This is a genomic window from Kordia periserrulae (assembly GCF_003054265.1).
GTDB lineage: Bacteria > Bacteroidota > Bacteroidia > Flavobacteriales > Flavobacteriaceae > Kordia > Kordia periserrulae.
In genome coordinates this window covers 116785-129799 of sequence record NZ_QBKT01000012.1, presented here as the reverse complement: position 1 = coordinate 129799, position 13015 = coordinate 116785, and the positions used below count along the sequence as shown (strand labels likewise).

11 protein-coding genes are annotated in these 13015 nt (G+C 29.7%); 8 read left to right on the top strand and 3 right to left on the bottom strand.

Annotated features, from left to right (window positions below; translation table 11 throughout):
• Positions 1 to 410, bottom strand: a 410-nt coding sequence (locus C8N46_RS19020; RefSeq protein ID WP_108116694.1) for an HMG-box domain-containing protein, incomplete at its 3' end; no start/stop codon positions are given.
• Between the two features lie 258 nt (positions 411 to 668).
• Here C8N46_RS19020 and C8N46_RS19015 point away from each other — a divergent pair.
• The gene (locus tag C8N46_RS19015; protein WP_108116693.1) at positions 669 to 2396 is read left to right on the top strand and encodes a helix-turn-helix domain-containing protein; all 1728 of its coding nucleotides are present in this window, start codon (positions 669 to 671) and stop codon (positions 2394 to 2396) included.
• A 79-nt stretch (positions 2397 to 2475) separates the two neighbouring features.
• Positions 2476 to 4101 (top strand): S8 family serine peptidase, encoded by a 1626-nt coding sequence (locus C8N46_RS19010; RefSeq protein ID WP_108116692.1) that lies wholly within the window; start codon positions 2476 to 2478, stop codon positions 4099 to 4101.
• Positions 4102 to 4619: 518 nt separating this feature from the next.
• On the opposite strand, the gene C8N46_RS19005 is transcribed toward C8N46_RS19010, so the two are convergent.
• Entirely contained in the window at positions 4620 to 4733 is a 114-nt protein-coding gene (locus C8N46_RS19005; RefSeq protein WP_108116691.1) for a DUF4113 domain-containing protein, read from the bottom strand.
• Between the two features lie 152 nt (positions 4734 to 4885).
• Positions 4886 to 7234 carry an NACHT domain-containing protein gene (locus C8N46_RS19000; RefSeq protein ID WP_108116690.1) on the bottom strand — a complete coding sequence of 783 codons (2349 nt, stop codon included), beginning with the start codon at positions 7232 to 7234 and terminating at the stop codon, positions 4886 to 4888.
• A gap of 507 nt (positions 7235 to 7741) precedes the next feature.
• On the opposite strand from C8N46_RS19000, the gene C8N46_RS20695 reads away from it, so the two are divergent.
• The 6 genes from C8N46_RS20695 (at position 7742) to C8N46_RS18975 (ending at position 12986) form a co-directional block, all read left to right on the top strand.
• Positions 7742 to 7906, top strand: coding sequence for a hypothetical protein (locus tag C8N46_RS20695; protein ID WP_158269210.1), 165 nt, complete (start codon positions 7742 to 7744; stop codon positions 7904 to 7906).
• A gap of 90 nt (positions 7907 to 7996) precedes the next feature.
• Entirely contained in the window at positions 7997 to 10138 is a 2142-nt protein-coding gene (locus C8N46_RS18995) for a tetratricopeptide repeat-containing sensor histidine kinase (RefSeq protein WP_108116689.1), read from the top strand.
• Between the two features lie 12 nt (positions 10139 to 10150).
• Complete coding sequence (locus C8N46_RS18990) at positions 10151 to 10795, top strand: response regulator transcription factor (protein ID WP_108116688.1); 645 nt, start codon at positions 10151 to 10153, stop codon at positions 10793 to 10795.
• A gap of 138 nt (positions 10796 to 10933) precedes the next feature.
• The gene (locus tag C8N46_RS18985; protein ID WP_108116687.1) at positions 10934 to 11869 is read left to right on the top strand and encodes a caspase family protein; all 936 of its coding nucleotides are present in this window, start codon (positions 10934 to 10936) and stop codon (positions 11867 to 11869) included.
• Between the two features lies 1 nt (position 11870).
• On the top strand, positions 11871 to 12221 hold the full coding sequence (locus C8N46_RS18980; RefSeq protein WP_108116686.1) for a hypothetical protein: 351 nt from the start codon (positions 11871 to 11873) through the stop codon (positions 12219 to 12221).
• 18 nt (positions 12222 to 12239) lie between these two features.
• On the top strand, positions 12240 to 12986 hold the full coding sequence (locus C8N46_RS18975) for a toll/interleukin-1 receptor domain-containing protein (protein ID WP_108116685.1): 747 nt from the start codon (positions 12240 to 12242) through the stop codon (positions 12984 to 12986).
• The last annotated feature ends 29 nt before the right edge of the window (positions 12987 to 13015 follow it).

Sequence of the window (13015 nt, the reverse complement as noted above, 5' to 3'; positions counted from 1 at the left end):
TTAGCACCAGCTTCATTTTCGCCAGCTAAGTAACGCATGGTTCTATAAAAACTCAACGTATTTGTATAGTTATCATGGTCTAGTAAGGTTTTAGTATCGAGCAGTTGTTGGGTAAGATTTTCCAGCATTTGTACACGTCCTTCTATTTGCATTCGTGCAATGTAGTCTTTGTCAAATTCTGCTTTGTCTATAAAGTTTGGAATCCAATTTGGATGTTGTTCCATGTGACTTTTGGCTTTATCAACAATCAATTTGTTTTGGTTGGCAATACGTCCGTATTGTTGCCGTTGTTCGGGAGTAAGGTTCACCGTTTTTCCAGCTAGGATTTGCTGAATAGCTTCTAAGTGTGTGTCTAAGTTGGTAAGTTCTTCTTGTGTAAATTCTACACTAATCAAATTTTCTAATGCCATATTTTCTGTTTTTTGTTTATTAAAATTAATCCGCTACTTTCGTTGTCAGATTTTTTTGATGGTGTAAATGTAATAGGCACAGTAGTACATTTTCAAATACTTATTGTCTTGTATTAAGAATCAAGACCGCTATATTAAAAATTAAGATTGCATATTTGTAAGTTAAGATTCATAAAATAAGTTAGATACAGAAGTATTGAAGCATACTACAGATAAGATAGCTAACATTAACAATGTATTATCAATTTTTAACTCTATATGAAAAATAGATTCTTTTTTTTGTTTTTAAGTTTTGTGTTTTCTTGTTATGCACAACAAGGGAATAATGATGTTATAGATAATTTTAGTCAATTGTCTTATGAGGAAATGATTGATAGTTTTTACAACGCTTCAGAATTAAAAAGAAAAGAAAGCTTTCTAAAGAGTATTTTGCATAGAGCAAAAAAAGAAAAAGATACAAGTCACATTCAAGTAGCTTATTATCTTTACAGTAATATTTATAATGAACAGCAAAAGGATAAAGCAATTATCTATTTAGACAGTGTTATAAGTCTAGCAGTAAAAACACCTAATAAAAACTTTCCTGCCATAGCATTTCTTGACAAAGGAAGTATTTTACACGAGCAAAGAAATTTTAAAGCAGCTATAAATTCATTTTTAAAAGCTCATGAATATGCTGAATTATATTATAATGAATTACTATTCTATTCAAGTAACTATCATATAGCTAAATTAAAAGATCGTATTGGGTTTCATGATGAGGCTTTAAAAATTCACAGAGAAAATTTAAAATACGTAAAAGAAAATATAGATATAATTGGTGAGTACTCTCACTTAAATTCAATATTTGCACTAGCTTTTACTCACAAAAATAAGAGAAACTTAGATTCAGCTTCTTATTATAATAAGTTAGGTCTGAAATTGTCAGAAAAATATAATATTAAAGGAGTAATACCATTTTTTAATGTTAACGAAGGAGTCATTTTGTATCTAAAGAATGATTACTCATTAGCAAAGGAGTATATTGAAAAATCGAGGAATTATTTCCTTGAAAAAGATGATTTGCCTAATTTATCTGAGGTGTATTTTTATTTAGGAAAAATAGCGTATGACCAAAATAAAAAAAATAAAGCCATTCAATATTTTAAAAAGGTTGATACTATTTTCAATAAACTCAATGATTTGTTTCCAGAGTTGAGAGAAAATTATATTCTTTTAAGTAAGTACTATAAAGCCAATAATGATTTAAAACAACAGTTATTCTACACAGAAAAACTAAACGAAATTGATAGTATTCTTAATAACAATCATATATATATTAGTGATTATTTAAAAAACGAATATGATATTCCAAAGATAGTCTCTGAAAAAGAAGAATTAATAAATTCTCTAAAAAAAACAAACGCTTCAAAAACGACTTACATATATATTACTGTAATAATTATATGCCTACTTATAATTTTCTTCTACAGAAGACAAAAAAAATTCAAAAGGCGCTTTGAAGAGTTAGTCCAAAATACAAAAGACAAACACACCTTAGAAGTTAATACAAAAATAAATAAAGAACCAAAGAAAAAAATAAAATTAGATGTTCCTAAAGATTTAGCTAATACCATTCTTATTGGGTTAAATAATTTTGAAGAAAATAAAGGATTTTTAGATGCAAACATGAAACTTTCTAATTTAGCAGAGCTATTAGGAACTAATACTAATTACTTATCTAAGACCATTAATTATTATAAAGGGAAAAACATCAATCTATACTTAAATGACTTGCGAGTTGATTATGCAATTCATAAAATACAAGAGGATTCTAAATTTAGAAACTATACAATTAGAGCTATTGCAAAAGATGTAGGTTTTAAAAGTTCAGAAACATTTTCTAAAACGTTTTATAAAAAAACAGGGATATATCCGTCATATTTTATAAAACAGTTAGAAAACAATACTCTTAAATTAAAAACTAAGCGAGATATAAAGTCTTAATTTTTAATATAAGAGTAATTCTAAGATATCCAACAGATGATTTGTCAATAATTAAAATAGTTTAGTAATAAATTATTTTATGCAAAGAATTATTTTTCTTTTTTCAATCATCTATTTTTTATGTTTTATAAATTTCAGTTTCTTTAGATGCCAAGAATCAATAGGTATAGGCTATCTAAGTTACTATAATTTGTATTTTAAAGATATTTTAAATGACACAATTTTAGGAGTTAGTTATGAAAGGATTACTTCTAGTTTTATAAAAACTAAAAAGTCTGATACAATAATTATTGCTGTTTTAGATACACCAGTAGATAAAAATCATGAATATCTAAAGGAGCATATTTGGGTTAATTCTGATGAAATACCTGAAAATGGTATTGATGATGATGATAACGGTTATATAGATGATATAAATGGATGGAATTTTTTAGGGAATAGATTTGGTGAAAATCAAATCTATTCCAATATGGAGTTTAATCGTATTCGTAATAAATATTTGTCGAAATATAGTATTGAAGATTTTAAGAAGCATGAAACAGGTATCTATAAAAAAACATCTAAGCTTTTAGATAGCATGCTCAATGATTCAAAAGAAAAACAGCAGTATTATACGATGATGTTTAATTCTTGCAGTCAAGCTCAAAACGTAATTAAAAAATATTACAAACATTATGATTACTCAATTAATCAATTGGACAGTCTAAAAAATATTCACCCTAATGACACAACCATACAAAGCGCCTTATTGAGATTTTCAAATTTTAAAACCTACGTAGGTATTGATGTTATTTCAAAAAATTACAAACTTTACAATAATTATGTAACTATTTTAGAAGACGAAAATTTCAACGAAAGATTAAATATTGGGGATAATGTTAATGACATTGATGATAAATTTTATGGAAATAATCAAGTAAATCACAATATTAACCTTTTTGTTCATGGTACTTTGGTTTCGGGTGCAATAGTTGATTTCTTAAAGCCTTTGAGTAACTTGGATAAATCAAATTTGAACTTTCAAATTATGCCCATAAGTATTGCTAACTATGGAGATACCCATGATAAAGATATTGCTGTAGCAATTAGATATGCAGTAGATAATGGAGCAAAAATTATCAATATGAGTTTTGGAAAAACTTTATCTATGAGAAAGGATTGGGTTTTTGAAGCACTTCAATATGCAGAAAAGCATGATGTTTTAGTAGTATCATCCGCTGGTAATAACAGTAGTGACTTAACCAAGACAAACGATTATTACCCAAACGATAATGAAAATAATGGATTAGAAGTATCTAGTAATTTTCTCTTAGTTGGAGCTTCTAACCATCAAATAAATGAAAAATTAGTAGCATCTTTTTCAAATTATGGAAATATTGATGTGGATATTTTTGCTCCTGGAGTTGATATCTATACGACAACTGTAAATAATAGCTATGAATTTCAAAGTGGCACTTCTATGGCAGCTTCAGTGACCTCTAGCATTGCTGCACTTATTCGTTTTTATTATCCCAACTTAACTGCATCAGAAGTAAAACAAATTATCATGGAATCTGGTATTTCTCTTGATATTATGGTAAATAAACCTTCTACAAAAAAAGAAAAAGAACTAGTCCCTTTCAGTTCCTTGTCCAAATCAGGGAAAATAGTCAACGCTTACAATGCCTTACTAATGGCGGAAGAAGTTTCTAAAAAGAAAAAATAAGTTGTTATGTACCTATTTTGGACAATCTTTAATTTCATTTTTATCATCATATTTTCTGCTTTGGTACTAACTGTAATCGCTAAAGGGAAGAAGGTATTTTTACAAAAATATAGTATTGCCACAGTAGTCATTATGACAGTTGGTATTATAAGTTGTTTTTAACAATCGAGAATCTGAATCTAAAAATGTGTTTGAACTTCCTACCGATGGAGAGTTTGTTGGAAGAACTTCTAAACGTATAGCTGCCATCATTGAAGATAATGCATTATTTGATGTTCGCTTATCAGTTCGCTTTTGAGAGCAGTCTAATGGAGGACTGACTCCTGTTTTGACTAGAAGTTCATTAAGTGGTTACATCGGTAATTTCAATTGGGTTAATGACCACTTTGAAATCAATAAGTTAGCGAACGGTAACTACTCTTATACTGTATCAGGCATGATGGATTGGTATTTCTTAAATATGAAAGTGTATAGTCAACCAAAAGAGTTTGAGGGTTCACTTACCATTTCTGAATAACCTAAAAATTACAATTCACAACAATAACTTCATTCAAATTCGTTGTATAATTTGGCGATAAATGATTTTGTCGCATTGCCCAAGCTGAATCTAATTTTTGGCTGGCACTGTCCAAAGAAGATTTTGAAGATTATCCTGTTTCAAAGGATTTGTTTTCTAATAAGATTGATTCTGATAGAGCAGATATTATTGAGCGGTTTTATTATTCAGAGATGAATACTTTGTTTGATTAATTCATTGATAAAAAAATAGGACAAGAGACCTATTTTATTCTTTTTTCTTTAAAGCAAAGTTTTCATTAAATCTGTATGCGGGCTCTTTCAAGACATGTTTAATGTATTCTCTTTTCTTTTTTATTTGATCTTCAATTTTCTTTTTTAAATCTTTATTAACATTCCTTTTATGTATCATTCCTAATTCCATAGAAAAATCAGCTACTAATGGCAAGATAGGATGAGAAATAAATTCTTGACGATCAATTAATCTAGAAAAATTTTCTTCATCATTGATGTAGGGATTCATTAATGTTGTGGCTATCATAAGTCCTTTAAAATTATTTTCAAAATTATTTTCTGAATTAAAGACCTCTTCAAAACTCATATTTAATGTTCCTTTTAGGGTTATCGATTTAAAGTTTTCATTGAACCAATGATTTAAAGTTCCCAACAATAAGGGTAGCGGCATATCATATAAAAATGTTCCTTTTTCACTAGTCATCTCTTTCATTTTATCATAACAAAGTATTAAATTATCTAGTGCTTTCATGACAAGTTTTTTTCTTTCTACTGGCTTTGTTTGATAAAGTGCTTGTGATAAATATCCCATTCCACTTGAATTAATAAGCCAATCTTTAATATTTTCGTTTGGACTTTTATTAATCACATCATCAATAATTAATTGTAACTCTTTGGAATGACCAGCATAGAAAATTGTTGTGTTTTGCCATGTGACATCATTAAAATTTATAATCAATTTTTCATAATGACTTTCTCTTTTATGATGATAAATCTCAACAGATGCTAGAAATTCAATAAATGCCTGTTGCTTAAACCCAACAACTTTTTTATCTGTTATGTATAAAAGACCAGACTTTTCAATGATCTCTAAAATATCTGATTCAGATTGAGTCTCATAACTTCTATCAGATAAAAATTCATTAACAAAAAGAATAAAATCAATTAACCGTATTTCATAGTTTCTTTCATCCAACATCTTTAAAGCTAGTGAAGTAAAAATTCTTTTTTTTAAATTATATATTAATAAATCAGTTTTATTATATACTTCTAATCTTCCAAGTAATACATTAACAAAATCAGTATAAATGTCACTTAATGTAGCAGGGATTTCAAAATTATTTTCATCATATAAAAGTGAAATTAATGATATAGTAAGAGGAGTGGTTGGTAACTTGGATAGTATATCACTTTCATTTAAAATTCTATAGAATTTTTTAGCTTTATCTGTACTTTCAAAAAATTTATTAATAAAGGATTCTATTTGTTTATTATTAAAACTATGTATTTTTATCGACTTAATTGATGAGCTAAAATTAATTTCATCTTTACTATACGTCAAAATAAAATTAGTAGAATTATTATCACAATATTTTTCTAATCCTTCTTTTATTTTTTCTTTTTCAGAGTTGCGTAATAAATCAAAATCATCTACAAACGGTACAATCCTATATTCTTTTAATGTTTCTTCGTCAAAAAATATATCTGAATATTTCTTTAGCAAATTTTTAATTAACTCTTCAATATTGAAGTCATATTCTCTAAGTTGTAGTGCTTTAATTATAACTGGGATTTGCTTATTTCTATACATTAAGTTAGAATCTGCTAAACGACGAGCTAAATTATTTAATAGCTTTGTTTTACCTACTCCTTGTTCACCTGAAAGTAAGAGATTTTCATCTATTATTTCTAAAGCTTTAATATTAAATTTTTTATTCTTAATTGTCTTTTCCTTAGTCTTTTTGTCTTCCTCTAATTCTTTGACAGTCAGTTTAGGTTCAATAAATATATCAAGTAGTTTTTGTATTTTTTTATCATCAACTTTTGGGATAGTAAAGTCTCGAATTCTTATTTCTTTTTTTAATTGACTTATAAAGTTTTTAGAATACTCTTTAGCAAAAGCATCTCCAGGCAGCCAGAAGTCTGGATAATTTTCATCTATTTTAGGAATTAAGTTTTCATTCCACCAAAAATTGAAGTTATTATACGAGCTGAGTCTTGGGCTTTCATTAATTTGAGATTGGGCTCCGTTAGTGAAATTTTCATTTGTAATTACAACTACTTTGTTGATTTTAATTTTTTCCCCATTAATTCCTTTGTATGGATATTCAAATGATTGACTTATTTGGTTTTTAATTGTTTCAATTTCATTAGTTCCCCCAGATACTCTACCTTTTTTTACAACAAATGCAAACCAATCCACTCCAGTTATTTGATTTTCTATTCTTCCAATAATATCTTTCCCTTGTTCTGGAGACCCATATCTATGCGTGTGTAATATATTTTTAAAGCCACATTTGGTTAAAAAATCAATTAAAAATTCTCTAAATTCATTTTCGTTTTTGAATTCTTTTAATTTTTCTTTTTTTGCTTTTATAGTCATCTGCAAATGGATAAATTTTAAATCAAAATTGTTTATTTGGACAAAAGAAAAACAATAATTCAAAATATTTATACGGTTTCCCGTAATTAGAAGTTTTTATTATATTTGAAACAACAAACTCAAAAGAGAAAACTAAAACGAGTATACAAACGAGTATATTTCATCTGAAAAATAAGCGGATAAGGGAGTTAAGTGTCTGATAATCAGATTGTGTGTTTTTTAAAACACGAACTCATAACCCGAAGGTCACTGGTTCGAGTCCAGTTCCCGCTACTAAAGTGGACAAATTAACATTCGTGTTTTTTTGTCCATTCTTTTTTTGGTTTAAATTTAGAAATAATTCTTTCGAGTAAATTACACTTCAATTTTTAAGATTTACTTCAACAATATGTAGAATATTGAATCAATCTCTCCTCAAAATTATGGAGTAATACACACCTAATATTTACGATTGATTGCCTTTTATTATATGATGACATTTGTAACTCAACATAAAATATAGAAATTATGAAAGTAACAACTACAAATGAATTTGATTTTGAAAATGAAGAATTGACAATCATGTGTCAATCAGACGATCCAAACGGAACGCCAAGACCAGAAGAAGATGATGAAACGATTGAACCAGATGATGAAGAGGATGATGAGGAAATTATTAAGCCTTACAATTAATTTGTAAGAAAATTATCTTTATAGAAAGGCTTTACTTATCTTTAGTGGGGAAGTAGAAGCCTTTTTCTTCTTTCTAAAAAAACACCAACAATGTTTAAAAAAATACTATTCACAACTTCAATACTACTATGCTTAAAAGTTTGTATCGTCAATGCACAAACTAAAAAGAAAGTAGACAGTATGCAACAAATTCTCCCCAAACAAAAAGGAATTGAACGTATAAAAACACTCAATGAATTGGCATGGGAATTACAAAAAGAAAAAGATTCTGTAGGAATCAAATACGCAGAGGAAGCTCTAAAATTAAGTAAACAAGAAAGATATTATAAAGGAATTTCAGATGCGTATAGCCGTTTGGGAACTATAGCGTATCGACAAAAAAATTATGAGGTTGCTGCATCTTATTTTTTCAGAGTGTTGGTTTTAGATAAGGAACAAAATTATGAATTTGGGATTGCTAGAGCAAGCAATCAACTAGGAATGATCTATAAAAGAGCCGAAAATTTCACAAAAGCAAAAGAGTATTATTTGGATGCTTTAGCAATTTTCAAAAAGCTTGAAGAATACAAGCAAGCATCGCAAGTTGCAGGAAATTTAGGGAAATTATACTTAGATAGAGAAAATTATAAAAAGGCACTACAGTATTATGACCAACAATTAGAGTTAAATAAGCAAATTGGTGCTACTTCAAGAATTTCAAGTTCACATGAAAATCTGGGAGATGTTTATAAAGCACTAGAAAATTACGAGGAAGCACTCAATTCATATCAAAAAGTAGAGCAGTATTATCTTCAAAAGAAAAATAAGAAAGAGCAGCTAGCCAATATTATGATAAAAATTGCAGCGATGTATGATTATCTAGATGAAGATGAAGCATCCAAACAAAAATATTACGACGCTTTACAATTTATCCAAAAACATAAAACGGGAGATTTAGGAGCTTTGTATTTTAATTTGGGAGTTCTGTATAGAAAGTTAGGCAAGAAAGATTCTACAACGTATTATTATGAAAAAGCTGAAAAATTACTCCACAAAAAAAAGGACAAAAAAGAGCTGCTTATATTTTATAATAATGCTGGAAATAGATTTCGTGATTTAAAGAATTATAAAGAAGCGTTATTCAATTACAATCAAAGTTTAGCATTGCAAAAAGTGGTAAAAGACTCTTCTGTGATGGGGAAAACATACGCCTCTATTTCTAAAATTCAAAGAGCATTGGGAAATTTGGAATTAGCCTTAGTGTATAGTGATTCTGCAGCATTGATTCGGAAGGCTGAATTTGATCAAATAAAAAATGCAAATCAATATCAAATAGCCTCTGCAAATGCAAAAAAAGAATTGATAGATACTCAATATGAAAGGGAAAAAACTCAAAACAAAGCAGAAAAGCAATTGATATATATTGTCGCTTTATGTATAGCATTACTTCTTTTAACAGGATTATTTTTTTATATCATCAAAGCGAAAAAACAAAAGCAACAACGAATCCTTGCTGAAGCCGATTTGCAACAACAAAAATTGATTGCCAAACACGAAAAAGAACAGCAAGAACTACAATTGCAAGAATTAATCAAAACACAAGAAATGAAAGCTATTAATGCAATGATTAATGGTCAAGAAGAAGAACGAAAACGCATTGCGCAAGATTTACATGATAATTTAGGCAGCAAATTATCACTGGTGAAAATACATTATCAATCTGTAGAAGATAATCTGGAAAGCATTGATGAAGAAGCCAAAATACAATATGATAGAGCTAATCAACTTTTAGATGAAGCGTGCAAATCTGTACGAGAGATTTCACACAATATGATTTCAGGAACACTTTCTAAATTTGGGCTTATTCCTGCACTCAAAGAATTAAAACAAACTTTGGAGAACGTATATTCCAAACAAAACTCACAAAGAATTTATATTGAACTTACCTATCACAAGTTGGATAATCGTCTTGAAAATACGATGGAGATTCAAATCTATCGCATCATTCAAGAACTTTTAAATAATATCATGAAACATGCGCAAGCAACACAAGTAAATATTCAAATTTTAAAATTAGAGAAAGGAGTAAATATCATTGTAGAAGATAATGGAATTGGTTTTGACACCACGAAACAGCATAAAGGAATTGGACTTAAAACCATTCAATCTCGAGTCGTCAATATGAACGGTAATTATCTTATAGATTCAGGAAAAGGAAACGGAACTACTGTAACAATTGATATTCCTACATAAATATAAAACACCATGAAAAACAAAACACCCATACGAATTATCATAGCAGACGATCATAAAATGTTCATTGATGGGCTACAATCATTACTAATAAAACAAGCACATATTCAAGTTCTTGGAGAAGCTTCTAATGGAATAGAAGCGTTGAGTTTAATAAAAGAAAATATTGATAAAGTCGATATCGCTGTATTAGATATAGATATGCCTGAAAAAAATGGCTTTGAAGTTTTACAAGAAATCCAAACCCTACAACTATCAGTGAAAACATTAATTTTAACGATGCACGATGAAGGTACCATCATAAAAGAATTAATGGACGCTGGTGCCAATGGCTATATCTTAAAAAATAGAGGAAAAGAAGAATTTGTTGAAGCTTTAGAAACCATCATGAATGGTGATGAATACTTAAAAGGCGACGTATTAGGAAACTACATAATAGCCAATAAAATACCTGAGCCTAAAACAGTGCACCTAACAAAGAGAGAATTGCAAGTATTGCGATTATTATCTGAAGATCACACCTCTAGCGAAATTGCCGCAAAGCTAAATATAGCCACGAGTACGGTTGATACTTACCGAAGGAATCTTATCGAAAAAACAGGTGTGAAAACTTCATTAGGTTTAGTAAAATATGCCTTTGATAATAAGATTTTATAAATCTGATAGTCAGACAGTAGGCAATCAAAAATCTAAAAACTCCTCAAATTTGAGGAGTTTTTTATATCCACAATATTAGGCTGTTTTTACATCGCTCTTTCTCGCAACTTTGTTAGCATAACTAATCATCCAAATAAAATGAGAAGAGCTTTACTAATTGGGATTAATGACTATCCTAAAAATCCATTAAAGGGCTGCGAAAATGATACGCTTCGTATGCAGTCAGTGTTGGAAACTCATGAAAACGGTAATCCAAACTTCGATTGCAAACTATTACTTTCTAGTAAAAAAAGCGTTACACGTTCAGAGGTGCGCAAGCATATCAAAAAATTATTCAATCACGAAAAAGGGACTGCATTATTATATTTTTCAGGACATGGTGCCACAACAATTGCGGGTACGTACTTGGTGACGCAAGATGCAAAACCTGAAGATGTTGGCGTGAGTTTGATGGAAATTGTAGCGATTGCGAACAATTCAAAAGCTGATGAAGTTGTCATCATTTTAGACTGTTGTTATGCGGGAGATGCAGGAAATACAATCGATTTAAACGAACGAAAAGTAATTCTTAGAGAAGGTGTTTCTATTTTGGCAGCAGCTTCAGCAGATCAATATTCGTATGAAAAGAATGGAGGTGGAATTTTTACAAATATCATTTATGACGCTTTAAAAGGAAGTGCAGCAGATGTACGAGGAAAAATTACACTCTCGGGAATTTATTATACCGCAGATATCTTTTTAAACGCATGGAGTCAACGCCCAGTATTTAAGTCACATGTATCACACATGATTTCATTGCGCAATTGTACGCCTAAAATTTCCCTGAAAATACTACGAAAGCTTCCTGTGTACTTTGATGGGGATTCTACAGGAATGACACTTTCTGAAAACTATCTTCAAGCAAGAACACCCTTAGCTACCGTGATGAAACACTTGCAAAAATATCAAGATAACGGATTGCTAATACCTATAGAAGCAAGCACATTGCACGAAGCTGCATTACACAATAAAAGCTGTTCCCTAACAGCGTTAGGTTGCTATTATAAATCGCTAGTAATGCAAAACAGACTGTAATATGAATGATATAATTATAAAATATGCGGCTGCGCTAGGAGTGCCAAAATTGGCTTTTGAGTGGTTGCTTAGTATCAACGAAAATACAGGTATTCATGCGATTACAAATACCATTAATAAATTTTCACTCGAAAATGGAACGGTTTACGGAATTGGAGTCATCGTATTTATAGGAATCTTTAGCTACAAAGTAACTTCATTCTTCATTTTACAATACTACCGAAGAAAAATTGAGCGCGATCGTATTAAACACTTATTAGCAGATACACAATCAGTATTAGAAAGGATAGACGTTTATCCTGTTTCGAAATCCTTGCGTACAACACTGAAAGCTAAATATCTAATTCCTTAATCATAAAAAACACAACTCATGAGTCCAACCGATAAACACAGACTAGTACAGGATATCTATTTCACCTTACAATCTACCTATACTACAGACGAGATTTTAAACATTTTAAATGATTATAAGATTCACAGTAGTCCAGATAGAAAATTTTCTCAAGAAGCATTAAAGCGCTTAATCACCAAAGCCGATGATGCAACCATTTTGGAGATTGCTACCGATTTAAAATTGAGTCTATCATTTATAAAATCAAAAACTACAAAACAATCAAAAACAAAGCCTGCACTTAAAAAAATCTTTATCAGTCATGATGAAAAAGATAAGGATGTAGTGGGAAGCTTTATTCAAATATTACAAGGTGTTGGAATAAATCCAGAAAACATTTTTTGTTCTTCATTAGAAGGCTATGGAATTCCTTTAGGAATTAACTATGATGAAGACCTTAAAACACGCTTACAAGAAGATGTCTTAGTGCTGTTTATGGTTTCAAAGCATTTTTATAATTCCAACACATGTATGATTCAAATGGGAGCTGCTTGGGCATTGACGAAAGAGCAAATTTCCATTGCAATTCCTCCTTTTCAGTTGGAACAGATGAAAGGAGTTTTTCAAAACTTTCAAGGTATCCGAATTAATCATGAAAAGCAATTGGATTTATTAAAGGAAACGCTGGAGCACAAATTCGGGTTGCAATCTCAAAAACAACTGCATTGGGAGCCCAAGCGCGATATGGTGTTGCGTGATATTAAAGCGCAACTCTCTATACAATAATTAAGGAGTCGTAAAACTCAAATATTTCA